Origin of the sequence: Paenibacillus sp. alder61 (genome assembly GCF_020179875.1) — a bacterium.
Classification (GTDB): Bacteria; Bacillota; Bacilli; order Paenibacillales; family Paenibacillaceae; genus Fontibacillus; species Fontibacillus faecis.
The window spans coordinates 1-25,813 of record NZ_JAIUDG010000013.1 but is presented as its reverse complement, the minus strand read 5'-3'; the positions used below and the strand labels follow the sequence as shown (position 1 = coordinate 25,813).

19 protein-coding genes are annotated in these 25,813 nt (G+C 54.7%); 12 read left to right on the top strand and 7 right to left on the bottom strand.

Features of this window, described 5'->3' with window-relative positions:
• Positions 1-765: 765 nt before the first annotated feature.
• Positions 766-2,277 (bottom strand): 23S rRNA (uracil(1939)-C(5))-methyltransferase RlmD, encoded by a 1,512-nt coding sequence (gene rlmD, locus LBW89_RS14975; RefSeq protein WP_225039454.1) that lies wholly within the window; start codon positions 2,275-2,277, stop codon positions 766-768.
• A 319-nt stretch (positions 2,278-2,596) separates the two neighbouring features.
• On the opposite strand from rlmD, the gene recQ reads away from it, so the two are divergent.
• From recQ to LBW89_RS14925, 10 genes are all read left to right on the top strand, one after another.
• Positions 2,597-4,438 carry a DNA helicase RecQ gene (recQ, locus tag LBW89_RS14970; RefSeq protein ID WP_148450677.1) on the top strand — a complete coding sequence of 614 codons (1,842 nt, stop codon included), beginning with the start codon at positions 2,597-2,599 and terminating at the stop codon, positions 4,436-4,438.
• Positions 4,439-4,449: 11 nt separating this feature from the next.
• Complete coding sequence (locus LBW89_RS14965; protein WP_148450676.1) at positions 4,450-6,225, top strand: B12-binding domain-containing radical SAM protein; 1,776 nt, start codon at positions 4,450-4,452, stop codon at positions 6,223-6,225.
• Positions 6,226-6,241: 16 nt separating this feature from the next.
• Positions 6,242-6,943 (top strand): response regulator transcription factor, encoded by a 702-nt coding sequence (locus tag LBW89_RS14960; RefSeq protein WP_148450675.1) that lies wholly within the window; start codon positions 6,242-6,244, stop codon positions 6,941-6,943.
• Positions 6,940-7,941 (top strand): sensor histidine kinase, encoded by a 1,002-nt coding sequence (locus tag LBW89_RS14955; protein ID WP_148450674.1) that lies wholly within the window; start codon positions 6,940-6,942, stop codon positions 7,939-7,941. The genes LBW89_RS14960 and LBW89_RS14955 overlap by 4 nt, the downstream gene beginning before the upstream one ends.
• 182 nt (positions 7,942-8,123) lie before the next feature.
• Positions 8,124-8,894 carry an ABC transporter ATP-binding protein gene (locus LBW89_RS14950; protein WP_148450673.1) on the top strand — a complete coding sequence of 257 codons (771 nt, stop codon included), beginning with the start codon at positions 8,124-8,126 and terminating at the stop codon, positions 8,892-8,894.
• Entirely contained in the window at positions 8,869-10,824 is a 1,956-nt protein-coding gene (locus LBW89_RS14945; RefSeq protein ID WP_148450672.1) for an FtsX-like permease family protein, read from the top strand. The genes LBW89_RS14950 and LBW89_RS14945 overlap by 26 nt, the downstream gene beginning before the upstream one ends.
• Before the next feature lie 105 nt (positions 10,825-10,929).
• A complete protein-coding gene (locus tag LBW89_RS14940) occupies positions 10,930-11,058 on the top strand; it encodes a sporulation protein YjcZ (RefSeq protein WP_225039453.1) in 129 nt (42 codons plus the stop codon).
• A 187-nt stretch (positions 11,059-11,245) separates the two neighbouring features.
• Complete coding sequence (locus LBW89_RS14935) at positions 11,246-16,762, top strand: HAMP domain-containing protein (protein WP_148450671.1); 5,517 nt, start codon at positions 11,246-11,248, stop codon at positions 16,760-16,762.
• Complete coding sequence (locus LBW89_RS14930) at positions 16,746-16,973, top strand: hypothetical protein (RefSeq protein ID WP_225039452.1); 228 nt, start codon at positions 16,746-16,748, stop codon at positions 16,971-16,973. Before LBW89_RS14935 ends, LBW89_RS14930 begins: the two co-directional genes overlap by 17 nt.
• A complete protein-coding gene (locus tag LBW89_RS14925; protein WP_148450670.1) occupies positions 16,945-17,187 on the top strand; it encodes a hypothetical protein in 243 nt (80 codons plus the stop codon). Before LBW89_RS14930 ends, LBW89_RS14925 begins: the two co-directional genes overlap by 29 nt.
• A 631-nt stretch (positions 17,188-17,818) precedes the next feature.
• On the opposite strand, the gene LBW89_RS14920 is transcribed toward LBW89_RS14925, so the two are convergent.
• Genes LBW89_RS14920 through LBW89_RS14905 form a run of 4 tightly spaced genes read right to left on the bottom strand, consistent with a single transcriptional unit; the run spans position 17,819 to position 20,713 of the window.
• Complete coding sequence (locus LBW89_RS14920; protein WP_148450669.1) at positions 17,819-18,751, bottom strand: alpha/beta hydrolase; 933 nt, start codon at positions 18,749-18,751, stop codon at positions 17,819-17,821.
• 15 nt (positions 18,752-18,766) lie between these two features.
• Positions 18,767-19,162 (bottom strand): VOC family protein, encoded by a 396-nt coding sequence (locus LBW89_RS14915; RefSeq protein ID WP_148450668.1) that lies wholly within the window; start codon positions 19,160-19,162, stop codon positions 18,767-18,769.
• A 10-nt stretch (positions 19,163-19,172) separates the two neighbouring features.
• Positions 19,173-19,763, bottom strand: a complete 591-nt coding sequence (locus tag LBW89_RS14910; protein WP_148450667.1) for a tRNA (mnm(5)s(2)U34)-methyltransferase — start codon at positions 19,761-19,763, stop codon at positions 19,173-19,175.
• Between the two features lie 2 nt (positions 19,764-19,765).
• On the bottom strand, positions 19,766-20,713 hold the full coding sequence (locus tag LBW89_RS14905) for a TIGR01212 family radical SAM protein (RefSeq protein WP_148451193.1): 948 nt from the start codon (positions 20,711-20,713) through the stop codon (positions 19,766-19,768).
• Between the two features lie 386 nt (positions 20,714-21,099).
• Here LBW89_RS14905 and trmB point away from each other — a divergent pair, with 386 nt between their 5' ends.
• Positions 21,100-21,807, top strand: a complete 708-nt coding sequence (gene trmB / locus LBW89_RS14900) for a tRNA (guanosine(46)-N7)-methyltransferase TrmB (protein WP_148450666.1) — start codon at positions 21,100-21,102, stop codon at positions 21,805-21,807.
• A 68-nt stretch (positions 21,808-21,875) separates the two neighbouring features.
• Here trmB and LBW89_RS14895 read toward each other — a convergent pair whose 3' ends face one another.
• Both LBW89_RS14895 and LBW89_RS14890 read right to left on the bottom strand, forming a co-directional pair.
• The gene (locus LBW89_RS14895) at positions 21,876-23,015 is read right to left on the bottom strand and encodes an MGDG synthase family glycosyltransferase (RefSeq protein WP_148450665.1); all 1,140 of its coding nucleotides are present in this window, start codon (positions 23,013-23,015) and stop codon (positions 21,876-21,878) included.
• 51 nt (positions 23,016-23,066) lie between these two features.
• Positions 23,067-23,594 (bottom strand): phosphatase PAP2 family protein, encoded by a 528-nt coding sequence (locus LBW89_RS14890; RefSeq protein WP_148450664.1) that lies wholly within the window; start codon positions 23,592-23,594, stop codon positions 23,067-23,069.
• 561 nt (positions 23,595-24,155) lie between these two features.
• Between LBW89_RS14890 and LBW89_RS14885 the strand changes: the two genes are divergently transcribed.
• Complete coding sequence (locus tag LBW89_RS14885) at positions 24,156-25,394, top strand: glycosyltransferase family 2 protein (protein ID WP_148450663.1); 1,239 nt, start codon at positions 24,156-24,158, stop codon at positions 25,392-25,394.
• Positions 25,395-25,813 lie beyond the last annotated feature (419 nt).

Genomic DNA, 25,813 nt, shown 5'->3' with positions numbered 1-25,813 from the left:
ATGTCATTTTCAAAGTTGTTACTCTAAATCTCTTGATGACATATCAGCAAGAGATTTGGTCTCCAAAGGCTTTATAGGTCGAACTTTACAGTAAATACAAGAGGAGTCTCTACACGGAGCAGGCAACCATTTGTTACAGGAGGGACAGAACTCGTTATCGTACTTGTCGTAATAGATAATGTTTTCCTCATCAAGATATCTATATTGGTTGAACTAAAAAATTGGCGTGAGGGAGGGATATGAGATGGTTTCGGAGATACGTTGCCGACGTCCACAATTGTATATATATCAGAGTTTACATCTTTAACGGGAAAATCTCCCGTTAATGTACCGCTCCTGGCGCTTCTATCGGATTTAGCTGGAAAAACTCCATCTATTTCGCGGCCTTTTTGTCGATATACCCATTTTCAGGCGAATTAACGGGAGGTTCTCCAGCTAATTTGCCTCTACAGCAGCATACGCGCCAAATTAACGGGAATATTTCCTTTTAATTCAAATGAGCTGCAGGTGAAGAGTGCGAAAAGATGCAAATCTGCAGGAATTTAGACCGATCCACGAGGGTATGCGAAAAAAGATGCAAATCTGCAGGTATTTCTAGCGATTTTAGAGAATCAAGCCGCTTTCGCCGAAAATTCCTGCAGAATCGCAGGAATTTTAAAATTTTTGCTCTGAACAGGAAAAAAACATGCAGATATGCAGGAATTCTTGTTAGTCAAATTTGCCTGACGCTGCCCTAGCCGGCAACCAATAGTAACTTCTCTTTTATTATCTAACCAACAACGACACGCTCTCCACATGGCTCGTCTGCGGGAACATATCGACCGGCTGCACCCATTCGAGCTTGTAGCCGCCGTCCGTCAGCACCTTGCAGTCCTTTGCCAGCGTGGACGGATTGCAGGAAACGTAGACGAAACGCTTCGGTTTCGTACGGAGCACGGCTTCAAGGAAGCGAGGATCGAGCCCGGTCCGCGGCGGATCGGCGACGATGACGTCGGGCGAGAAGCCGGCCTTCACCCAGCGCGGAAGGAGCTCTTCCGCCAAGCCTTCATGGAAGGCCGCATTGCCGCGCCCGTTCCGCTCGGCGTTCGCCTTGGCGTCCGCGACGGCCTCGGGGATCGCCTCGACCCCGCGCACCTCGCGCGCGTACGGGGCGAGCCAGAGGCCGATCGTGCCGGTGCCGCAATAGGCGTCGACGACCGTCTCGCGGCCGGTCAGTCCGGCTGCCGCGCGCACCGACTCGTACAGCTTCACCGTTTGCAACGGGTTCAGCTGAAAAAACGCGCGGGGCGACAAGGTGAAATCCAGGTCGCCGAGCGACTCCTGGATATGGTCCTCGCCCCAGAGGATGAACGTTTTGTTGCCGAACACGAGCGACGTGTTCTTCGGATTGACGTTCATCGCGATGCCGGTCAGCTCCGGGATGGCCAGCCGGAGCTCCTTGATCAGCTGCTCGCGCTGCGGCAGCTTGTCGCTTGCGGTCACCAGCGTGATTTGCAGCTGGCCGGACTGGAAGCCCCAGCGGACGACGAGAGTCCGTACCAGGCCTTGCCCGCCTTTTTCCCGGTAAACGGGAATCTTCAGCCGTTCCAGCACGTTCCGCGCCCGGTCGACCGCTTCATTGATCTTTGGATGCTGGATGGGACAGCCGGTGATATCGACCAGACGATGCGAGTCCAGGCCGTACAGCCCCGCGATCATCCCTTCCTCCTGCATCCCCAGCTGAAGCTGGGCTTTGTTGCGATACCCCCACGGGTGGTCCATGCCGAGGATCGGCTTCATCTTCACCTGCTCCATCCCCGCGTACCGCGAAAAAGCTTCGCGAACGAGGTCCTCCTTGCCCTTAAGCTGTCCTTCATAAGAAAGATGCTGAATCTGGCAGCCGCCGCAGATGCCGAATACCGGGCAAGGAGCCTCGACCCGGTACGGGGAGCGCTTCTCGATCTCCAGGATTTGGGCGGTGATGAACTTGGGTTCCACCCGGGTCACCTCGGCCTTAATCACCTCATCCGGCAGCGCGCCCCCGATAAATACCGCTTTCCGCCGGTAATACCCGACGCCTTCGCCGTTGATCCCGAGCCGTTTGACGGTCACGACGATCCGGTCGCCGGCCTTGAGCTCTTCCGCGGATTCGCGGTTCGCTACCCGGGGGGCCGTCTTTTGACCGGGACCGCCTGGGCCGCCGTGCGAGCCCGCTTTTCCCGAACCGGGTGCCTTGGAGCCCGCTTTCTTTGTATGCTTAAACGTTTTTTCGTGCTTGGTTTGATTTTGATTTTTCATAAAATAGCCGCTTCTCCATCCGTTATTATAATCCGACTCTACTATACCACGGAGATTGGGGTCGAGTACAAGCAAGCAGCGCCCTGAGACCTTAGCTAACTAATACGTTCTCCCGAATTCTAGAGTTGCCTCCGCATCATGCTATACCCCTCTTTTTTGCGCATGGCGTTATAATGGTAAGTATGGACCGGAACGGAGCGCATCATGTAAGGATCTCCAGCCCGGATGCGGGCCGGCGTGTTGCCCATTGCCGCTCGGCCCGGTAAACTAAACTTATGGAAGAAATACGTCCTGTTCAAAGGATCAAGGAGTTTATGTTATGAATACGCAAACCTCCCGTTTGGAACAAGCGCAGCAACTGCTGCAAAAATATTACGGGTACCCCGATTTTCGCGAAGGCCAGCGGAAAATCGTCGCCAGTGTCCTGGAAGGGACCGACACGCTGGGAATTATGCCGACCGGAGGCGGGAAATCGATCTGTTACCAGATCCCCGCTTTGCTGCTGCCGGGGCTGACCCTGGTGGTGTCCCCGCTGATCTCGCTGATGAAGGACCAGGTGGACGCGCTGGTGACGATGGGGATCCCGGCCGCTTACATCAACAGTTCCTTGTCCGGGAAAGAAGTGAACGACCGCATTCGCGCAGCCAAACGCGGCGAAATAAAGCTGCTGTACGTGGCGCCGGAACGCCTCGAGCTCGATTGGTTCCGCGAGGAAATGAGCGCCCTGACGATCTCCTGCGTCGCCGTCGATGAGGCGCACTGCGTCTCGCAGTGGGGGCATGACTTCCGGACGAGCTATCTCGCGGTATCGCCATTTGTCAACGGCCTGCCGCGGCGGCCGATTCTCGCCGCCTTTACGGCAACCGCAACGCCCCAAGTCATGGACGATATGATCCGCCTTCTGAAGCTGGATCAACCGTCCGTGTTCGTGACGGGGCTCGGCCGGGACAATCTGGCCATGTCGGTGCTGCGCGGCGAGAACAAGCGCGAATTCATTATGAATTACGCGGAAACTCACGGGCATCAGCCCGGCATCATTTATGCGGCGACCCGCAAAGAGGTCGACGATCTATACAACCGTCTGCGGGAGAACGGAATTCCCGCGGGACGCTACCATGCCGGCCTGTCCGACCGGGAACGCGAGGAAAGCCAGGAGGCGTTCCTTTACGACGATATCCGGGTCATGGTCGCCACCAACGCTTTCGGCATGGGGATCGACAAGTCGAATGTCCGTTGGGTCATCCATTACAATATGCCGAAGAATATGGAGGCCTATGTCCAGGAAGCGGGGCGTGCCGGCCGGGACGGCGAGCCGAGCGAATGCATTCTGCTGTTCAGCCCGCAAGACATCATGACGCAGAAGTTTTTGATCGAGCAAAATCCGCAGGACGAGGACCGGAAACGCAACGAGTACCGCAAGCTCCAGCAAATGGTGGAGTACTGTTATTCCACCAGCTGTCTGCGTTTTGCCATGCTCGATTATTTCGGCGAAGTTCACGACCGCAAGCCTTGCGGCATCTGCAGCTCCTGCCGGGACGAGCGCGAGCTGGTCGACCTTACAGTGGACGCGCAGATCGTATTTTCCTGCATTCACCGGATGCGGGAGCGCTTCGGCGTTTCGCTCGTATCGTCGGTGCTGAAAGGTTCGCAGAACAAAAAGGTGCTGCAATATCGGTTTGATCAATTGCCCACTTACGGCATGATGCGCCGCAAAACGGAGCGGGAGATCTCCGAGCTGATCAACCTGTTTATCGCCGAGGGGTATTTGGCGCTGTCGGAAGGGCAGTACCCGGTGGTCCGGCTTCAGCCCCTGGCCGCCGACGTGCTCCGCGGTCAGCACCAGGTGATGATGCGCGCGCCGGAGCCGACTGCGGCGAAGGGCCAGAAGACGGGCGGCTCCCGGCGCCGCGGTTCGGGTTACGACGACGGGCCGTCGGCCGTCAATGAAACGGTCTTTGAGCAGTTGCGCCTGATCCGCCGGGATTTGGCGGAGAAGGAGCGGGTGCCCTCCTACATTATTTTCAACGATGCGACTTTGCGTGAAATGAGCCTGGTTTGCCCGACTAGGGAAGAGGAGATGCTGAAAATCAAGGGTGTCGGTGAAGTGAAATTTCGTAAATACGGCGCGCCGTTTCTGGAATTTTTTCAAAATATGGAATAGGGTTGTGAGCGATGAAAGTCATCTTAGCTACGTTAAACGCCAAATATATTCACACCTCGCTGGCGATCCGGCTCCTGAAGGCCTACAGCGGTAACCGGTTCGATATCGACCTGGCCGAGTACACGATTAAGGATCCGGTCCTGAATATCGTATCGGATTTGTACCAGAAGCGCCCGGACGTGGTCGGATTCTCGTGTTACATTTGGAATATCGAAGAGACGATCAAGGTGGTGGAGCTGCTCCGCAAAGTGCTGCCGGATACCGCGATCGTGCTCGGCGGACCGGAAGTGTCCTATGATACGGAATATTGGATGCGGCGGATCCCCAGCGTCGATTTTATCGTAATGGGCGACGGCGAGGAGACGTTCCACCATCTCCTGGAGGAGCTGGCGGGCGACCGGAAGTTCCACTTCGTGTTCGGCGCGGCTTACCGGAAGGACGGGGAAATCCGGCTCAATCCGCCGCGGCCGAAATCGGATCTGAACACGCTGCCGTCCCCGCACCGCTTTCCCGAGGACATTCCGCATCTGGGCAAGCGGATCGTGTATTTCGAGACCAGCCGGGGCTGTCCGTTCAGCTGTCAATTTTGCCTGTCCAGCATTGAGGTGGGGGTTCGCTATTATGATATCGAGCGCGTCAAGTCGGACATTTTGTATCTGATTTCCCACGGAGCGAAGACGATCAAGTTTCTGGACCGTACATTTAACATTAACCGCAGCTATGCGATGGAGATGTTCGAGTTTCTTATTCAAAACCACGGCGGATGCGTCTTTCAGTTCGAAATCACGGCGGACATTATGCGGCCAGAGGTCCTGGATTATTTGGCCGAAAACGCCCCGCCGGGGATTTTCCGCTTTGAAATCGGGGTCCAATCGACGAACGATCCGACGAACGAGCTCGTTAAACGCCGTCAAAATTTCACCAAACTGAAGCGTACGGTGACAAAAATCAAAGAGAGCGGCAAAATCGACCAGCATCTCGATCTGATCGCCGGACTCCCGGAAGAAGATTACGCGACGTTCCGCAAAACGTTCAATGACGTCTTCGCCATGCGGCCGGAGGAGCTGCAGCTCGGTTTTCTCAAGATGCTGCGCGGCACGGGGCTGCGGAACGACGCCGTCAAGTACAATTACATTTATATGGACCATGCGCCTTACGAAATTTTGGGCAACGACATTTTGCCCTTTTCCGATATCGTCCGGTTGAAGCGGCTCGAGGATGTGCTGGAGAAATACTGGAACGATCACCGGATGGACCATACGATGGAGTATCTGATTACCTCGGAGTTTGACTCTCCGTTCGATTTTTTCCAGGAGTTCGGCGACTTCTGGGAAAGCCGGGGATGGCAGCGCATCGGCCATCAACTGGAGGACCTGTTTACGCGGCTGCATGAATTTTTGGGCTGCCGGGGGATGAAGGAGCCGGAAATCGTGCTGGGCTTGATGAAGCTGGATTATTATTTGCAGCATAAATACAAACCGCGGAAAATCTGGTGGGAAGACCGGCTGGACAAGGACCGCCGGACCGCGATTTTCAAACGGCTCGCCGAACGTCCGCAGAGCGTTTCCGCCGCGTTTGCCGCTCACGGGTTTAACGAACGGGAACTTCAGAAGAACGCGGTCGTGGACGAGCTGCCTTTTTCACTGCAGGCCGTACTGGACGGGACGCAAGATTCCCCGGAGGGACAGGGCGGTTCCCTGCTGATCGTGGTCTACCAGCAGGAGCCGGCAGCGGACAAACCGCTGTTTTACACAGCGCCGTTACAGCTGTCCCCGGCTCAACGTTGAAAGGAGCGATAGTCCCATGTTCACCATTTTGATTGTGGAAGACGATCCGAAAATTACCGCGATGCTTTCCGCTCAAATCGAGAAGTACGGGTATCGCGCCGAACAGGTATCCGATTTCAGCCGGGTGCTGGAACGGTTTACGGAAAGCGGGGCGGATCTGGTCATGCTGGATGTGAATTTGCCGAACTTCGACGGATTTTATTGGTGCCGGCAAATCCGCTCCGTATCGACCTGTCCGATTCTGTTCATCTCCGCCCGGGACAGCGGGATGGACCAGATCATGGCGCTTGAGAACGGGGCGGATGACTACATCACCAAGCCCTTTTCATATGAAGTGGTGATGGCTAAAATCCGCAGCCACCTGCGGAGAGCCTACGGCACTTATGCCGCAAAACAAGAGGAACGAACCGTGGGCGGCGCCGGGCTGCTGCTGTACCCCGAACGGTTTACGGTCACGCGGGGAGATCAGGCGGTCGTGCTCACCCAGAAGGAAGCGGTCCTGCTTGAAGCGTTGATGGAGCGGGTGGGACGGGTCGTCACCCGGGAAAAACTGCTCGATCTGATGTGGCAGGACCATCATTTTATCGATGACAACACGCTGAACGTGTATGTGACGCGGATCCGGAAGAAGCTGAAAGAGCTGGGGCTGGAGGATGCCGTCGAGACGGTCAGGGGAGCGGGATACATGCTGCTGCCTTCCGTGGCGGGAGAAGCATGAGGCTTTTCTGGAAAGAACAGATTCCGCTTCTGCTCTTTTTGATCCCGCAGATGGTTCTGGTTCCTTTTCTGTATTGGCTTGCCGGGAGCCGGGAACTCGACATCGCGGTGTACGCGCTCCTGCTAAGCGTTACTTGTCTTCTGTTGTACTTGGGATACCAATACTTTAGCCGCCGCGAAGTATACCGCAAGCTTACGATTCCGCCCGGGAAACTGGAGGAGCTGATAGACCCTTCCGGCGAAACGCCGCTGGCCCTGGCGCTGGATTCCCGGATGGAGGCCGGTTACCGCCTGTTCCAGGAGGAATTGTACAAGTACCGCAGCCAGATGGAGACCAATACGGCGTTCACCAACCGTTGGGTCCATCAGATGAAAACGCCCTTATCCGTCATTCAACTCACCTTGGAAAATGAAAAAGAAGCGCTGCCCGAAAGCGTGCGCGAAAGCATTCAGGAAGAGCTGGACCGGCTGCGCGGCGGACTGGAGATGGCGCTGTACACGTCCCGGCTGGAACGGTTCGAAAGCGACTTCCGGGTGGATCGCGTCTCTTTGCGGGATGCCGTTAACCGTACGGTGGCGGCCCATCGGAGGCTGTTTATCCGGAAAGGGGTCTATCCGGTGATCGAAATCGGGGAAGAGGTCCAGGTGTATTCCGACGAGAAGTGGCTGGAATTCATCCTGGGGCAGATTGCGGTCAACGCCGTTAACTATTCGGCCGGCAAAGGGAACAAGGTGGAATTTACCGCCATGCGGCGGGGCAAAAAAGTGGTGTTGGAAATTGCCGATCATGGCGTGGGGATCCGAAAGGAAGATCTGCGCCGCGTCTTCGACCCTTATTTTACGGGAGAACAGGGCAGACAGTACCGGGAATCGACCGGGATGGGGCTTTACCTCGTCCGGGAGGTTTGCCGCCGTTTGGACCACAAAGTGGAGCTGGAGTCCACATGGGGAGAAGGGACTACGGTCAGGTTGATCTTTACCGCGGATCGGAAGTTGTAGCTGCAGATGCTGCCGTTGAGAAACGGGGCATCTTTTTTTTGCGAACAGAACCTTACAAATCGTTAAGACAGGGTTAAGAAAAATCGATGGCCCGAGCCGGAGGGATTGGATAAAGTAAAAACAAGGCTAGATGAAATGCCGCCCCCCGTACGCGTTGGGGGTGAGTGAAAGGAGAGAGTACTATGGATTTATTGCAAGTACGGGGCCTCGGCAAGGTGTATCCGGGCAAAATCGTAACGCGGGCCCTGCACGACATCCATTTGACGATTGAACAAGGGGAGTTTGTCGGAATTATGGGGCCCTCCGGCAGCGGAAAAACCACGTTGCTGAATCTGGTTTCGACGATCGACGCGCCCAGTACGGGAGAGGTGCTGATCAACGGCAAAAATCCGTTTGCGTTAAAAAGAAAAGAACTCGCAGCCTTCCGGCGCAGGGAGCTGGGGTTTGTGTTTCAGGATTTTAATCTGCTGGATACGTTGACGGTGGCGGAAAATATCGTGTTGCCGCTGACGCTTGACCGGAGGCCGCTCCGGGAGATGGAGAAGAAGCTGGAAAGAATCGCGGACAAGCTGGGGATTCGGGATATTCTCGGCAAAAGAATTTATGAGATTTCCGGAGGCCAGCGGCAGCGGGCCGCGATCGCCCGGGCTATGATCCCCGGCCCCTCGCTGCTGCTCGCGGACGAACCGACCGGCTCGCTCGATTCCAATGCCTCGCGGGCCGTTATGGAGCTGCTTGAAGGCATCAACCGGAGCGAGGGCACGACCATGATGCTGGTGAGCCATGATCCTTTGGCCGCAAGCTACTGTGACCGGGTGGTATTTATAAAGGACGGCATGCTGTCGAGCGAGATTCACCGGGGGGACAGCAGGCAGGCTTTCTTCCAGAAGATCATTGAAATGTTGTCCTTTTTGGGAGGGAACGCCCATGAGCTTTCTTCAATTCGCGTTTAACAATGTAGGGCGAAATGCGCGGGCCTATATCGCTTATTTTTTGAGCAGCGCCTTTATGGTGATGATTTTTTTCACATACGCGATGTTCATCTTCCACCCCGGCATCACCGGCTCGGAAATGGGGAGGATGACGCGGGTCGGCATGCAGGTCGCCGAATATATCATTTTCGTCTTCTCTTTTTTGTTCGTGCTTTACTCGATCAGCAGCTTTTTGAAGGCGCGGAGCAAGGAATTCGGCATTTTGACGATCCTGGGAGCGACTTCGGGAACGATTAACCGGCTGATTTTTCTGGAGAACATGATCATCGGTTTGTTGTCCGTTATTGTCGGGCTTGCCAGCGGCATGCTGTTGTCCAAGCTGTTTCTGCTGCTGGGCGCCAGCGTGACGGGGATGAACGGCCTTCCCTTTTATATGCCCTGGAAAGCGATGATCTTTACGACGGTGGCGTTCCTGCTGCTGTTTCTGTTTTTATCGGTGTTTACGCTGATATTTATACGTAAAAATCGGGTGCTCGAGCTCCTGAGCGGAAGCAGTAAACCGAAAAAAGAGCCCAAAACTTCCTGGCTGCTCGCATTGTTGGGCGTCGGCCTGCTTGCGGCTTCCGTAATGCTGCTGCAGCGCGGATCCAAAATCGGCGAGAAGGAGGTGATGCTCGCCGCGGTGACGGGAGTCGGAGGGACTTATTTTTTCTACACGCAAGTTGCGGTGTTTCTGATTAAGGTGGCTAAACGAAGCAAACGGATGCTATGGCGGGGCACGAATCTCATCTGGGTTTCGGAGATGGCGTATAAAATCAAGGATAACGCGAGGATGCTGTTCATGGTCACCGTCGCCACTTCCTTGGCCTGTATGAGCGTCGGGGTCATTTTATCGATCAATACCCAGATTGCCAAATTGTACGCCGGCGATCCCTTTGCGATAAATCTTAGCGTATACAACGAATCCGATCTGAAGAAAGACCTGGGATGGATTGAAGGTCAACTGAACAAAGAGGACATCCCGTATGAAACGGTTCGCACGGAGACGATTCAATCCTCTGTTTCGGGCGGAAATTGGGTGTACGTAGAGCTGGCTTCCTTGACGAATTACAACAAGTTGGCCGAGAAAGCCGGCGCAGCCCCGCTGGATCAGGAAATTCCGCAAGATCAAGGCGTGCTGCTGTATTCGGCGGACGATCCTCCGAAGGATTTATTGGGGCTGGAAGGGGAGACCGTCTCCCTGGAATCGCCGCTGTCCCATACGTTTAAGATTTCGGAAAAACGGCCGGCACGGCTCTTTGGCGCAGGCGGCGGCAAATCGCTGATTGTGCTGAACGATGCGGCTTATGATAAATTAAAACGGCAAATCCCTGAGGATGAGAGCGGGTGGCTCTCTTCCGACGTCCGCTTCCTGATTAAGGCATGGGATCGCCAGGGCGTACCCTCCCTGCAGGATCCGGAGGTCGCCATGACGGTCCGCTTGGTGGCGGAGAACAGGGAGAGATTGGATGACGGAGAGACGAAAAACTATCTGTCCGCCCGGGGAGACTCGTACGCGAACACCAAACAAGGGTTGTCCATGTTCATTTTCGTCGGCGTGTTTATCGCGGCCATTTTCTCCATCTCGTCGGCCAGTTTCCTGTATTTCAAGCTGTACAGCGAACTGAATCAGGACCGCCGGATGTATCATTCCCTTTCGAAAATCGGGCTGGCCGACCGCGAAATGAAGTTCGCGTCCGGTTTGCAGATCGCTCTGCTGTTTTTTGTGCCGATTCTGATTTCGGGCATCCAGACGATGGTGGTTCTGTCGCTGCTCGGCAGCGCCTTTAATTTAGGCGAAGTCACCGTTCCCGTGCTGGTGTCGACCGGTACCTTCCTGGCGGCTCAAGCCCTCTATTACGCGGTGGTCCGGTCCCGGTACATGATTCAACTCAAGCGTGTGATGGTTTAGTTTTTTGAAAAATCAGGGCCTGTGCCCAACTTGGAGGGAAGGCCCAGTCAAGCGCCGGGATACCGAATAGAATAGGGTGTACTTTAAACCAAAGGAGGAATCCATGTGAGCGGTGTTGGCGGTAATGTTGGAGGATACGGCGGCGGATATCCGGGGGGCATTTGGACATCTACCGGTGTGATTTTGGTATTGTTCATTCTGCTCGTCATCGTATCCAGAGCTTTCGTAGTATAAGCTAAGTTGAATAATCCCGCTTTGCCGTCAGGCATGGCGGGATTTCCTCTTTTCTGGGTCTTTGTGCCGGATGTCTTTACGGTTAATGACAGCGCGTTGATTTGCGTAGTAAACTATTTAAAGGTTAAGATTTTGTCATAGGTTGTATATATATGTCTATAAACAAGATGTCGGGAGAGGATCGAGGATGTCGAATCAGGATCAGCAGCAATCTCCGCCGCCCCGCGACGGGATCGACGCCGGCGAATTGCTGAATGCATTGGTAGCGATGAAAAAGGGAGACTTTACCTTCCGGATGCCTTACGACAAAACCGGTATCGCCGGAAAAGTGGCGGACACCTTTAACGAAATTATGGACATGCAGGAGAACCTTGCGGGCGAAATTCGAACGGTCGCCCAGGTCGTCGGCAAGGAAGGCAAGCTTTCCCGAAGATTCCAACATAAAAATACCGGCGGCGGCTGGGAAGTTATCGTAGAGTCGTTGAACGGTCTGGTCAGCGATCTTGTCCAGCCCACGACGGAAGTCGCCCGGGTGATCAACGCGGTCGCCCAGGGGGATTTGACCCAGAAAGTCGAAGTCGAATTCGAGGGCAGACCTTTGACCGGCGAGTATTTGCGGATGGCCAACAATATCAATATGATGGTCAATCAGCTCGGTACGTTCGCTTCGGAGGTGACCCGGGTCGCCCGGGAGGTCGGTACCGAGGGCAAGCTGGGCGGCCAGGCCGATGTGAAAGGCGTCTCGGGCACTTGGAAAGACTTGACTGACAGCGTTAATAATATGGCCGCGAATCTGACCGACCAGGTGCGCAATATCGCCGCGGTGACGACCGCCGTCGCCAACGGCGATTTGACGAAGCAGATTACGGTCAACGCGAAGGGCGAAATTCTGGAGCTCAAGGATACGATCAACACGATGGTGGACCAGCTCTCCATGTTTGCTTCGGAGGTGACCCGGGTGGCCCGGGAGGTCGGAACCGAGGGCAAGCTGGGCGGCCAGGCCGAAGTGAAGGGCGTCTCGGGAACGTGGAAGGATTTGACGGAAAGCGTCAACGACATGGCTTCGAACCTGACCGATCAGGTGCGCAACATCGCCGTCGTGACGACCGCCGTGGCCAACGGGGACCTGTCGAAGAAGATTACGGCCAACGTTCAGGGCGAGATTCTGGAACTGAAAAACACGATCAACACGATGGTGGATCAGTTGTCCACCTTTGCCTCCGAGGTCACGCGGGTGGCGCTGGAGGTCGGGACCGAAGGGATTCTCGGCGGGCAGGCCGAGGTGACCGGGGTGGCCGGGACGTGGCGGGATTTGACGGAAAGCGTCAATTATATGGCGTCCAATTTGACGAATCAGGTACGGAATATCGCGGAAGTCACGACCGCCGTCGCCAAAGGCGACTTATCCAAGCATATTACGGTGAATGCGAAGGGCGAGATCCTGGAGCTGAAAAATACGATCAACACCATGGTGGATCAGTTGTCTACCTTTGCTTCCGAGGTCACGCGGGTGGCCCGCGAGGTGGGAACGCTCGGCATTCTCGGCGGACAGGCCCAGGTTCGCGGCGTGGCCGGGACGTGGCGGGATTTGACGGAAAGCGTCAATTACATGGCCTCCAATTTAACGAACCAGGTACGGAACATCGCCGTCGTGACGACGGCGGTCGCCAACGGGGATCTGTCGAAGAAGATCACGGCCGACGTGCAGGGAGAAATTTTGGAGCTGAAAAATACGATCAACACGATGGTGGATCAACTGTCGACCTTTGCCTCCGAAGTGACCCGCGTGGCGCTGGAGGTCGGGACCGAAGGCCGGCTCGGCGGCCAGGCCGAGGTGAAGGGCGTAGGCGGCACGTGGAAGGATTTGACCGAGGGCGTCAACAATATGGCGCGAAATTTGACCGATCAGGTGCGCGGCATCGCGGAGGTTACGACCGCGGTGGCGAAGGGCGATCTGTCGAAGAAGATTACCGTCGATGCGAAAGGCGAGATCTTGGAGCTGAAGAACACCATGAACACGATGGTGGATCAGCTCAGCCTGTTCGCTTCCGAGGTGACGCGCGTCGCCCGCGAGGTGGGAACGGAAGGCAAGCTCGGGGCCCAAGCGGACGTGAAGGATGTGTCCGGGACCTGGAAAGACCTAACCGATACCGTAAACACGATGACCAGCAACCTGACGATCCAGATGCGCAATATCGCCGGTGTCACGACGGCGGTCGCGAATGGCGACTTGTCGAAGAAGATCACCGTCGATGTCAAAGGCGAATTGTTGGAACTGAAGAACACGATCAACACGATGGTGGATCAACTGAACTCCTTCGCCTCCGAAGTGACGCGGGTGGCCCGCGAAGTCGGCACGGACGGCAAGCTCGGCGGACAAGCGCAGGTTAACGGCGTCGGCGGGATATGGAAGGATCTGACCGACAACGTGAATATTATGGCCGCCAACCTGACGGATCAGGTCCGCGGCATCGCGAAGGTCGTCACGGCGGTGGCGAACGGCAATCTGGAGAAGAAGCTGACGGTGGAAGCGAAGGGTGAAATCGCGGAATTGACGGACACGATCAACAACATGATCGATACGCTGGCGACTTTCGCCGATCAGGTCACCACGGTGGCCCGCGAGGTGGGAGCGGAAGGCAAGCTCGGCGGCCAGGCGAACGTTCCGGGAGCGGCCGGGACGTGGCGGGATCTGACGGATAACGTTAACTACATGGCGAGCACGCTGACCTCGCAGGTCCGCGCCATCACCACCGTCGCCACCGCGGTGACAAAGGGAGATTTGTCCCGCAGCATCGATGTCGCCGCGGCCGGCGAAGTGGCCGTATTGAAGGATAACGTAAATGAAATGATCCGTAATCTCAAAGAGACGACCCGGATCAACACCGAGCAGGATTGGCTCAAGACGAATTTGGCCAAGTTCTCCCGTCTGCTGCAGGGCCAGCGTGATTTGTACGCGGTCTCCCGCATGATTTTGTCGGAGCTGGCTCCGCTTGTTTCCATGCAGCATGGAGTGATGTACATCAACGAGCAGATCGGCGGCGAGCCGACCTTGGTGCTGTTCGCCAGCTACGCTTACCAGCAGCGGAAGCATTTGTCCAATCAATTCAAGGCGGGCGAAGGGCTTGTCGGCCAATGCCTGATCGAGAAGCAGCGCATCCTGCTGACGAATGTGCCCGAGGATTACGTCGTGATCTCGTCGGGTCTCGGCGAGGCGGCTCCGTTGAATATCGTGCTGCTCCCGATCATTTTTGAGGATCAGGTGCTTGCGGTCCTGGAGCTTGCCAGTTTCCGCCGGTTTACCGCGATCGACCTCGACTTCCTTGACCAGTTGACGGAATCGATCGGCATCGTGATCAACACGATGCAGGCGAACCGCCGGACCGAAGAACTGCTTATGCAATCCCAATCCTTGACGGAGGAACTGCAGAACCAGCAGTTGGAACTGCAGAAAACGAACGAGGAGCTGGAGGAAAAAGCCCGGCTGCTCGTACTGCAGAAAGCCGAGGTCGAAAGCAAAAACAACGAGGTCGAAATCGCGAAACGCGTGCTGGAGGAGAAGGCGGAGCAGTTGGCCTTAACATCCCGCTATAAATCCGAATTTTTGGCCAATATGTCCCATGAACTGCGCACGCCGCTGAACTCCCTTCTTCTCCTGGCCGAGCAACTGGCGGAAAATCCCGACCGGAATCTGACGGATTCCCAAGTGAAATTCGCCCAGACGATCCAGGACGCGGGGACGGAGCTGCTGGAGCTCATCAATGACATTCTCGACCTGTCGAAGATCGAGTCGGGCACGGTGACCGCGGATTACAACGAGATTAAGCTGAAGGAAATCAAAGGAAGCCTGGAGCGAACCTTCCTCCATATGGCGGAACAGAAGCAGCTGGACTTCGCGGTCAAGCTGGACCGGAATCTTCCGGAAAGCCTGGTGACCGATCCGAAACGGCTGCAGCAAGTGCTGAAGAACTTGCTCTCCAACGCGTTCAAATTTACGGAGAAAGGCCAGGTTTTACTGCACGTCCGCAAAGCCGAGGACGGTTGGAGCGCCGGAAACGAGAAACTGAACCGGGCGAAGGAAGTCATTTGCTTCTCCGTCAGCGATACGGGGATCGGTATCCCTGTCGACAAACAGGCGATTATTTTCGAGGCGTTTCAGCAGGCCGACGGCAGCACGAGCCGGGAATACGGAGGAACCGGCCTGGGTCTCGCGATCTCCCGGGAGATCGCGACCCTGCTCGGCGGAGAAATTACGCTGTACAGCGTCGTGAACAAAGGCAGTGTCTTTAACTTGTATCTGCCGCTGTATACGGACATTCCGGGCCATGAGCCCGAGGAAGACGCCGAGACGGTCTCGGAGCCCGCTTCGGCCGCGCGTTATGTCCCGGAAGTCATCGACGTCTCGCCGCGAGAACCGAAGCGGTCCGGCGTGACGAAGGAAGAACGGGTGATCCGGGATGACCGGGATTCGATTCAGCCGGGGGATTCCGTATTTTTGATCGTGGAAGATGATGTGAAGTTTAACGAAATTCTTCTCGATGTGCTGCATAAAAAAGGGATCAAGGGAATTATCACCACCCGGGGAACCGGGGCTTTGGAGCTTGCCCAGAAGTATCGGCCGGATGCCATCACGCTGGATTTGCGGTTGAAGGATATGGATGGCTGGCTCATCATCGACCAGTTGAAAAACGATCTCAGCGTACGGCATATCCCGATTTGCGTTATTACGGTAGAGGACGATGAGATCGAGCTGCGGCAGAAAGGCGTCTACGAATACATCCGCAAACCGGTTTCCAATGAAGAGCTGGAGTCGAAGCTGGATCAACTGCGGGAGTTCTCAAACCGGGACACCCACCGGCTGTTGATCGTCATGAGCGACGAGGCGCGCCGGAAGGAATCGGTGGAGCTGCTGGATAACAACGACCTTGAAATTGTAGCTTGCGACACCGGCCGCAAGGCGCTAAATCAGTTGAAAGCGAAGAGGTTCGACGTCATCTTGATCGACAACGACCTGGGCGGCACGGATGTGTTCGGCTTGATTTACGATATTCACAAAAATATGCAGAACAAAGCCGTGCCGATCATCCTGAACCGGCAGCGGAAGTGGACGCCGGAGCAGGAAAACCAGCTCGAGGATCTGATGAAGTCCTCCGTGATCAAGGAGGTCAAGACTCCGGTGCAGATGATGGACGAAACCAGCTTGTACCTGCACCGGAAGGCGGAGAATCTGCCGGACGAATCGCGGCAAACGCTGGTGAAGCTGCATGAATCGGACGAGATGATCAAGTCGAAGCAGGTTCTTGTCGTCGATGACGATATCCGGAATATTTTTGCGCTGACCACGATTCTGGAACGGCACAATATGAAGGTGATTCCGGCCGAGAACGGGCAGGAGGCCATTCAGATTCTGGAGAATACCCCTTCGATCGAAATCGTGCTGATGGATATTATGATGCCGATCATGGACGGCTACGAAACGACACGGGCCATCCGGCAAAAGCCGGAGTTCCGGGATCTGCCGATTATCGCGCTGACGGCCAAGGCGATGAGCGGGGACCGGGAGGCCTGCCTGGAAGCCGGGGCATCCGACTACATCACGAAGCCGGTGAACAGCGCTCAACTGCTTTCGATGATCCGGAGCTGGCTGGACCAGCCTCAGGAGGAAGAAGGCAACGCCGCACCGGAGGATGCGGAAGGGGAGTAAGGGGAAGAGGAAGAGGAAGAGGAAGAGGAAGAGGAAGAGGAAGAGGAAGAGGAAGAGGAAGAGGAAGAGGAAGAGGAAGAGGTTGGCTCGTGAGTACGGCTGTCCCGTTTGTCTTGTGAAGACGAACGGGGCAGCTTTTTTAAGTGTGGATTTAGCCCGGGCAAACAAAAAAAGATGCAAAAGTGCAGGAATTTCCGCTCATTCTCTTTAACAAAAAGCAAAAGGATGCAAAAATGCAGGAATTTCCGGACGATTCTGAGAAACGGGCGTTTGCTGCCCAAAATGCCTGCAGATTTGCAGGTATTTATGAAATGGGGTTCAAATCGGGAAAAAAACCTGCAGATTTGCAGGAATTTACGTGTGTTGTTGAGTGGGACGGTTGGAGCGAGCGCCTTACTAGCGGGTTGGAAGCAAGTGGGGGATGATTTAAAGGGTAAGGGGGTACGCTACTGCAATCGTTGGCGCTGAATCCGGCCGCATGATTTCTCCAGCGTGGCGTATACGTCGGCATGCCGTACGCGTTTACACGGCGTATGCGTTGGCGTGTGCCCTGGCATGGCGTATGCGTTGGCGTGGCATATGCCATTGAATCACGCAGAAATTTGTCAGCGGCCAGCTCCACTTTAAAGTACCGAGGAATAAGCGTCTTTAGAGGCGCTATTTTGTCGAATTTGGCTCATCGGTATGAAATAGCGGACTTTTGGGCCCTTATTTTTTAGAAAAGCGGGTCAAAACCTGATTTTGGGGCCCGCATCAGAGTAATAAGGCCCTTTTTGGCCGCTATTTTGCCCCGGGAGACGAATCGGGCGCAAATAGCGCCCCAAATGGCCGCTATGCGGTGGGTGGCTTGCGGGGGGTTAGATCCAACTCGCCGCGCCGCTTCCTGGTGCCCCCTGTCAGTCGGGATTAGGTGACTACAATCCGGTCGGATCGCCATCGCGCACAAACAAAACAAAGCGACAAACAACAGGGAAAGTTCATCCGTTATTTGTCGCCATTTGTCGCCGCTGTGGTGGCGAAACCGGTCGATTGACGAGTCAAGCCGAGCCGGCTAAATTATGCCGAAGGCAAGTGCCTTTCAAGCCAAGCGAGCGCATCCGCGGTCACCTCGTCCCGGTTGATTTCGTTAAGCATTTCATGCCGGCCTTCCGGGTACAATTTGACTTCGAGATCTTCGATCCCCAGTTTCTTGTACAGGGCGATAAGACGGCCGACGCCTTTTCCGTTCAAGCCGACCGGATCGCGGTCGCCTCCGAACACGTATACGGGTTTGTCCCTGGGGATTTTCCGCATGAGCTCCGGCCGATGAATCTCGCGAAGCAATCCGAACAGTCCTTGGAAGAATCCGGCGCTGCAGATAAATCCGCAGAGCGGATTTTCGATGAACCGGTCGACCTCCCGCTGGTCGCGGGAAAGCCAATCGAATGGCGTGCGCATCGGCAGGAAAGCGCGATTAAAGCTACCGAACGAGAGCGCGTTGAGCAGCAGACTCGGGTGCTCCTGTCCCTGGAAGACCGCCTGCCACCGGGCCAGTTGCTGGCCGAAGGAGAGCATTCCCCGCGGCCCGTTGGTTCCCGAGAGGATGAAGCCGCTGTAAAGTTCCGGGGCGGTGTACATCGTCTTTTGCGTCAAAAAAGAGCCCATGCTGTGCCCCATCAGAAACAGGGGAAGATCGGGATGATCGTTCCTGGCGCCTCTGCCGACCTCGATCATATCCCGGACCATTCCGTTCAGGCCGTCGGGTCCCGGCCAGCCGAGCTGCCCCGGGTTCGCCGCCGTCCGCCCGTGTCCCCTGTGGTCGTTGGCGTACACGGCAAAGCCCGCTTGGGTCAGCGCCTCGGCAAACCGACGGTACCGTTCCGCCGTCTCGCTCATGCCGTGAGCGATCTGCAGCACGCCCCGGAGGCGAACGGAGGGGGCAGGGGTCCAAAGGTAGACGAACACCTGATGCCCCGCGTCATTGCCGAAGGTAAAGGTTTGCTGTTGCATTGGGTAGCACTTCCTTTAATGGAGTGATGGCTCAAAAAACTCGATTCGTTCCCCGTCCGGCCCGTTGAAAAAGAAGAACCGGCTGCCGTTAGGCAGAGAGCGGATTTCCGGGTCCAGCCCGGACAAGCCGAGGCGTGAAATCCGGGCGTATTCCTCTTCGATGTTCGCCACCGTAAAGGCGATATGATGGACTCTGCCTTCCCGTGGAAGCTCTTCCCCGTCACGGACATAAATCAGCTCCAACTCCACCGATTCCTGCCCCGGAAAGGTCAGAAAGGCCAGCCTCAGCGCTTCTCCGACCTCGCCGACAGTATGCAGGTGCCTGAGGCCGATCACGCGGACGTAAAATTCAATGGAATCTTCCAGGGCCGTAACCCGAATCCCAACATGCTCGATTTTTTTTACTGACATCGGAATCCCCCTATTGTTGTTGTTTTTTTTCGACGGCGATCAAATACGGAGCGGCCGGCTTCTGCGGCTGCCGGTACACGATCGCTTGCGCCGCCGCCTGCGGCAGGGCGGCCGCCCAGGATTCCACCGCCGCCGCTTCCTCATCGCCTCCCGCATGTCCCGGATATAACACGGCGGTCAGAATGCCTCGCGGCCGCAGCAGCCGGAGTGCCGCATCCAGAGCATGCAAAGTGCTGCTCGTCTGGGTAATGAGGGACGGATCCGCCCCCGCGGCGGGCAGAAAGCCCAAGTTGAACATGACGGCGCCCAGCTTGCCGCAAATATCGCCGGGCAGCGCCTGGGCCATCTCCGCGTGACTTTGCTGGAGCAAGGTCACCGCCGGAAGCAAGGCCGGCTCTTCCTTGAGCAGCCTGGCTTGCGTCAGGGCCAGGGCCTCGGCCTGGATATCGAAGGCGAATATCCGCCCGCGCGGGCCGCAGACCCTGGCGAGAAACAGCGTATCCGCCCCCGTTCCGGCCGTGGCGTCCACGGCGGCGTCGCCGGGCTGCAGCCGCTCGCCGACGAGTTTATGCGCAAAACTCAGCACCGAGAGAAATCCCATGACTATCCCCTCCAGTATTTTCCCTGCCAGGTGTCCCGGCGTTTCAGTTCATCGTCGATTCCGTTCAGGACTTCCCACTTGTTAAGGCTCCACATCGGCCCGATCAGCAAATCGCGCGGGGCATCGCCGGTAAGGCGGTGCACGATCATCTCGGGAGGCAAGAATTCGAGCGTATCGACGATAAGCTTGATATACTCGTCCTTTTCCAAAAAGCGCAGCAACCCGGCTTCATACTGTTTGACCATCGGGGTTTTGCGCATCAGATGAAGCAGGTGAATTTTGATGCCTTGCACATCCATATTCGCCACGGCGCGTCCGGTCTCAAGCATCATTTCGTGCGTTTCCTGCGGCAGCCCGTAAATAATGTGGGTGCAGACCCGGATATTGCGCCTGCGGAGCTTCTCCACGGCCTCCAGATAGCATTGCGTATCGTGCGCGCGGTTAATCAGTTCGGACGTGGATTCATGCACCGTTTGCAGGCCCATTTCCACCCAAAGATAGGTCCGTTCGTTCAACTCGGCCAAATAATCGACCACATCATCGGGAAGACAGTCGGGGCGCGTCGCGATCGACAAGCCTACAACCCCCGGCTGCTCCAGAATCGCTTCGTAATATTCCCTCAGCTCCTCGACGGGGGCGTACGTGTTCGTATAGGCCTGGAAATAGCCGATATATTTCGCGTTCGGCCACTTCAAATGCTGGCGGTCCCGAATTTTGTTGAATTGGGTCACCAGGTCGTCTCGCCGGCTTCCCGCAAAGTCGCCCGATCCCCGTGCGCTGCAGAACGTGCATCCGCCTTTGGCGATCGAACCGTCCCGGTTCGGACAAGTGAATCCGGCATCCAGCATGACTTTAAAGACCTTTTCCCCGAACTGTTTGCGCATCTCGGTGTTCCAGGTATGAAATCGTTTGTCGCCCCAAAGCATGGGGGGCGTTAATGGGGTGTTAATCATCTTTGCTCCTTTAATCCTATAAAGTCATAACGTTGTCAAAAAAATATGTTTTATGCCGTTAAATGCCCAAAATCCTTGAATTTAGCGGCTTCCCTAGCACTCATTGTATCAAAAATCATGAAAAAAAGGCATCCGGCCCGCCTTGTTTTCTTGCGATGAATTACAGATTATGTTATTTTAATTGTACCTAAACTACGTTTGGACCCCAATTCCAAAATATATCGAAGAAGGAATTCGCGAACCGTCTCCCCGGCGGTGCCGGATTCCTTTTTCATTTTTTTGCAGTGCTTCGTCATAATCCCTTTACTTTTAGATTGATCTTCGGCACAATATTTCAGTAATGGTTATAAAGCTATGGCAAAACATAAAGGCGGAGGAATGAGATGCGTTTACGCGGCAGAAAGGGAATCCGGGAGAATCTGGAGCAGCAGCAGGATCTGGTAGTTCTAAATCCCCGGGAGCATAAAGGAAAATGGTCGCAGTTGTTCGGCGATGACAGGCCTCTCCATATTGAATTGGGTATGGGCAAAGGCCAATTTGTCAGCGGGATGAGCTTCAAGCATCCGGACTGCAACTTTGTGGGCATGGATATGTATGATGAATTGATCCGCAGGGCCAGCGAAAAGGTGCGCAACATTTGGAGCGGCGAAAGCGGGGCCAATCCGCACAATGTCAGACTGGCTCTCGGCAACATAGAGTCGATTGAAGAATTTTTTGCACCGGGCGAGGTCTCGCGTATTTATTTGAATTTCAGCGACCCGTGGCCGAAGAAAAAGCATGCTCGGCGTAGGCTGACCCATCCGCGCTTCCTGGACAAATACCGCTCCTTATTGAATGAGGACGGGGAAATCCACTTTAAAACCGATTCCCGGGAGCTGTTTCAGTTTTCGCTTAATGCCTTTGCGGCTTGCGGGCTGCAGTTGAGCAACATATCGCTTAACCTGCACGGGGAAGGGATCAATGAGGAGCACGTGATGACCGAGTACGAAAGCAAGTTTGTGGGACAAGGGATGCCGATCTACCGCTGCGAAGTCAAGATAGGGGAAGCGGCTCTAGAACGTTATCACGCACATAAAATGGACGAGTTTTAATCGCCGTCCGCAAAGAAGGCCTCCGGAAATTCCGGAGGCCTTTTGCTTTTCTGCATGATGTTGATTGATTATTCCGCCAAAACCTTTTTGTCCTCGATCAGGTCCATGATAGCTTGTGCGCTTTGCAACGGATAATAGCTGGCGATATGGTCGAGCACTTCCTCACGGGTACGGACCACTTCTTCATAGTTGTTGGTGAGCCGTTTGATCCAGGCGGTGATGTCGTCGAGCGAGCCGATCGGGGTACCCCAGCCTTGGGAGGCGAAGTACTGCGAATTTTCTTCCTCCTGACCGGGAAGGGGCTTGTGAAACAGCATCGGAATTCCTTTGGCTAATCCTTCCGTGCAGGTCATGCCTCCCGGTTTCGTGATCAGCAGGTCGGAGACCTCCATCAGCTTGTCGATCTCCCTTGTAAAGCCTAGCAGATGGATATGCGGATGAATAAAGCGCGGGTCCTTCTTCATCTTCTCCAGAGATTTCGTATTGCTGCCGAAGCAGAAGATGATCTGAATCTGCTCACGATACGAGGCCAACAGGGAGTTGACCGCTTCATCCTTCATAAAACCCCAGCCACCGCCCATAACGAGCACGGTGGGCATATTTTTCAGGTTGAATTGGCTCCGGATATCCTCTTTCCGATGGCGTTCCCAAAAATTCGGATGAACCGGGATGCCTGTGATTCTTATTTTCTCCTCTTCCACGCCCCGTTCCAGCAGCTTTTGCTTGACCTGATCGGTGGAGACGAGGTAGCTGTTCACTTCCCGGCTGACCCAGGTTCCGTGGGCGTCATAATCAGTAATGACGGTGCAGAGCGGCACATCCAGCAGTTCAAGGCGCTTGATCCGCGATATGATCGCGCTGGGAATGGGATGGGTACACACAATCACATCCGGATGCAATTGACGGATAATCTGAATTGTACGCGTATAAAATATCCGATGTAAGGCAAGCGTCGTTAATCGGTTTAAGGATTTCTTATAATTGCTGCGGTACATCATGCGGACGAGCCGCGGCTGGGTGGACACCGTTTTCTTATAGGCGGTAATGATGATTGGCGCCACTCTAGGATTTAAAAAGCTTCCCAGTTCCAGTACTCTGGTCTGCACATGCGGCGCTACTTTTCGTAAACTGCTCGAGAGCGCATATGCCGCCTGGGTGTGACCGGCTCCAAACCCCTCAGACAAAAGCAAGACCCTTTGTTTTTGCACTTTAGTTTCACCTTTTCCTGCAAGGTTTTTCTACCAACTACAATATCCCCTTTACGTCCATAATGCAACCGTCCCGAGGGCTACGGAAGTCCCGATGACGGCCCCCGCAAGCACGTCGGAAGGATAGTGCAGCCCCAGATAAATGCGCGATATGGCCACGATTAAAGCCACGGGCCCGAGAACGAACGCAAGCGCCGGCATCGCCGCGATAAACGGCATGGTTACCGAAAATATGGCGGTCGTATGGCCGGAAGGAAAAGAGTGGTCCGTCAGCGGATTCCGAAAGGTGTTCGTCCCCGGGAGGGTCAGGTAGGGACGGACACGCGGGTATGTTTTTTTGGCAAGAGCGACCGGGAGGTGACTGATGGCCAAGGCGACACCCGCCTGAAGTCCCGTTTTGTTCCAAGGTTCCGGGGCTGCCAGCCAGATCAGCAAGGTGGCCAGGATCGTAAAGGTGGCTCCGCCCAGGTGGGTCAGATAGTACAGCCAGAAATTCAGAAAACTTCGGTGCAGCCGTCCGTTGATTCCCACGAACAGTTTCTGGTCCAGTCGTATCAGTTTTTGAAGCAATCGAGTCATAAAGATCCCTCCGCGCATGGTTTGCTGCAAGAAACCGGTCAAGTTGTTTGCTACATATTTTACATAATCCTCGCTCTTTATGGACAGGCGACGTTTTGTGTTAATATACCCTTTTTTTAAATTAATGTGAACGAAGCTGTGCCGTTGATTCAAATGATAGCAAAAAAGTTTAAAGAAAAATGAGTTATTGAGTAAACTTTTCTTTGCTTTTTTCGTTTGTATATTAGCTGCCTTTTTTTATATAAACGTTTACATATGAGAAAAAGGGGGGACTAAAGAAATAAAAACCGCAAAAACGGATGAAAATAAGAACAAAACGCACCGAATGCGGGAAGCGACGGTGTCTTGAGGGAATATAGAGTCACTACTGCCGGATTTTGCGGCCATCAGGTCTTACACCGGTTTGACAAATGGTGCAAAGTCATGGAAAATCGAAAAAGCGTTGAAAAGATTTTAGATTTTCAAAAAAGAAAAGCAATAAGGGTCATGAAAAACTCCGTACCAGATTTAGAGAAAAAAGACATGAAAATTTAAAGGAGTTAAAAGGGGGTACAGAGATCAATGTTGGACGCCATTATGATATCGCTGCAGGTTGTGCTTGCGGTGGTAGGGGTGTACCAGTTCGGTCTGGCGCTGTTTGGTTTGTACAAGAAAAAGAACAAGAAAACCTTTGCTCCGGCGAAATCCTTTGCCGTTCTCGTGGCGGCGCATAACGAGGAAAAGGTCGTCGGCGCTTTGATGGAAAACCTGAAAGAACTGAATTACCCGAAGGAACTGTACGATGTATTTGTCATCTGCGACAACTGCACGGACGGGACCGCCGACATTGTCAGAAGCCACGGCATGAACGCCTGCGTTCGTACGAATCCCAACCTTCGCGGTAAGGGATACGCCATCGAATGGATGCTGAAGCAGCTGTGGAAAATGCCGAGGCAGTATGACGCGGTCGTGATGTTTGACGCCGATAACTTGGCGCATCCGGACTTCCTGAATGAGATGAATAACGATCTCTGTTCCGGAGCACGGGTCATTCAAGGCTACATCGACACGAAAAACCCTGAGGACTCTTGGATTACGGCTTCCTACGGGATTTCCTATTGGTACTGCAACCGGTTGTGGCAGCTGTCCCGCCATAATTTGAAAATGGCTAACTTCCTCGGAGGGACGGGGATGTGCTTCGAAACCGAGCTCTTGAAAGAAATCGGATGGGGAGCCACCAGTCTGGTTGAGGATTTGGAATTTACGATGCGCTGCGTGGAACGCGGGATTTATCCGGTGTTTAACTACGACGCGAAACTTTTTGACGAAAAGCCGCTCACATTCAAAGCTTCCGCGCGTCAGCGCCTGCGCTGGATGCAGGGGCATTTCACGGTGGCTCGCCGGTATTTCTTTCCGCTTCTCTGGAAGAGCATCAAGGAACGGAATTTGGTCAAACTGGATATGGCCTTGTATGGGGTTAACGTCTACATCGTGCTCCTGACCTTCCTGCTGACCGCGTTTATCTGGGCGGACCAATCGCTGTTCGGCGGTCCAAATTTCGAAACGCTGTATGCCCATCTTCCGTTATGGCTCTCTTTTGTAGCGATCGGGGCCAACGTGTTTATCTTCCTGACGGCGATGATTCTGGAGAAGGTCAAATCGAAGAAAGTATACGCCTACCTGGTGCTGTTCCCGATTTACTTGGTATCGTGGTGGCCGATCACGTTTTACGCTTTCTTTACGCAGAACAACAAGCAGTGGAGCCATACGCAGCATACGCGGGTGGTACGCCTAGAAGAAGTACAAAGCAAACAAGGCTAATCTAAGGTAGCTCAAAATCCGGCTTTTGATCACGAAGTGATTCTTGCGAAGTCAAGTCGGCGTCGAATCTTGAATTCAACCGGCCCTTCCGGTGCTCACGTAGGCTTCTCCTACGCTCCGCTCCTCAGGTCCGGTTTCATCCAAGCTTCTCGGTGCTGAAAAACCGGATTTTGAGCTTTTTATTGAATGGGTAGCTCAAAATCCGGCTTTTGATCACGAAGTGGTTACTTGCGAAGTCAAGTCGGCATCGAATCTTGAATTCAACCGGCCCTTCCGGTGCTCACGTAGGCTCCTCCTACGCTCCGCTCCTCAGGTCCGGTTTCATCCAAGCTTCTCGGTGCTGAAAAACCGGATTTTGAGCTTTTTATTGAATGGGTAGCTCAAAATCCGGCTTTTGATCACGAAGTGGTTACTTGCGA

What these genes read in the sequence shown, in the direction of transcription:
- LBW89_RS14915 (WP_148450668.1), bottom strand. Translation starts at nt 19,162, where the DNA reads ATGTCAGTAAAAAAAATCGAGCATGTTGGGATTCGGGTTACGGCCCTG.
- rlmD (WP_225039454.1), bottom strand. Translation starts at nt 2,277, where the DNA reads ATGAAAAATCAAAATCAAACCAAGCACGAAAAAACGTTTAAGCATACA.
- LBW89_RS14955 (WP_148450674.1), top strand. Translation starts at nt 6,940, where the DNA reads ATGAGGCTTTTCTGGAAAGAACAGATTCCGCTTCTGCTCTTTTTGATC.
- LBW89_RS14910 (WP_148450667.1), bottom strand. Translation starts at nt 19,763, where the DNA reads ATGGGATTTCTCTCGGTGCTGAGTTTTGCGCATAAACTCGTCGGCGAG.
- LBW89_RS14890 (WP_148450664.1), bottom strand. Translation starts at nt 23,594, where the DNA reads ATGACTCGATTGCTTCAAAAACTGATACGACTGGACCAGAAACTGTTC.
- LBW89_RS14885 (WP_148450663.1), top strand. Translation starts at nt 24,156, where the DNA reads ATGTTGGACGCCATTATGATATCGCTGCAGGTTGTGCTTGCGGTGGTA.
- LBW89_RS14945 (WP_148450672.1), top strand. Translation starts at nt 8,869, where the DNA reads ATGAGCTTTCTTCAATTCGCGTTTAACAATGTAGGGCGAAATGCGCGG.
- recQ (WP_148450677.1), top strand. Translation starts at nt 2,597, where the DNA reads ATGAATACGCAAACCTCCCGTTTGGAACAAGCGCAGCAACTGCTGCAA.
- LBW89_RS14935 (WP_148450671.1), top strand. Translation starts at nt 11,246, where the DNA reads ATGTCGAATCAGGATCAGCAGCAATCTCCGCCGCCCCGCGACGGGATC.
- LBW89_RS14950 (WP_148450673.1), top strand. Translation starts at nt 8,124, where the DNA reads ATGGATTTATTGCAAGTACGGGGCCTCGGCAAGGTGTATCCGGGCAAA.
- LBW89_RS14920 (WP_148450669.1), bottom strand. Translation starts at nt 18,751, where the DNA reads ATGCAACAGCAAACCTTTACCTTCGGCAATGACGCGGGGCATCAGGTG.
- LBW89_RS14960 (WP_148450675.1), top strand. Translation starts at nt 6,242, where the DNA reads ATGTTCACCATTTTGATTGTGGAAGACGATCCGAAAATTACCGCGATG.
- LBW89_RS14930 (WP_225039452.1), top strand. Translation starts at nt 16,746, where the DNA reads ATGCGGAAGGGGAGTAAGGGGAAGAGGAAGAGGAAGAGGAAGAGGAAG.
- LBW89_RS14965 (WP_148450676.1), top strand. Translation starts at nt 4,450, where the DNA reads ATGAAAGTCATCTTAGCTACGTTAAACGCCAAATATATTCACACCTCG.
- trmB (WP_148450666.1), top strand. Translation starts at nt 21,100, where the DNA reads ATGCGTTTACGCGGCAGAAAGGGAATCCGGGAGAATCTGGAGCAGCAG.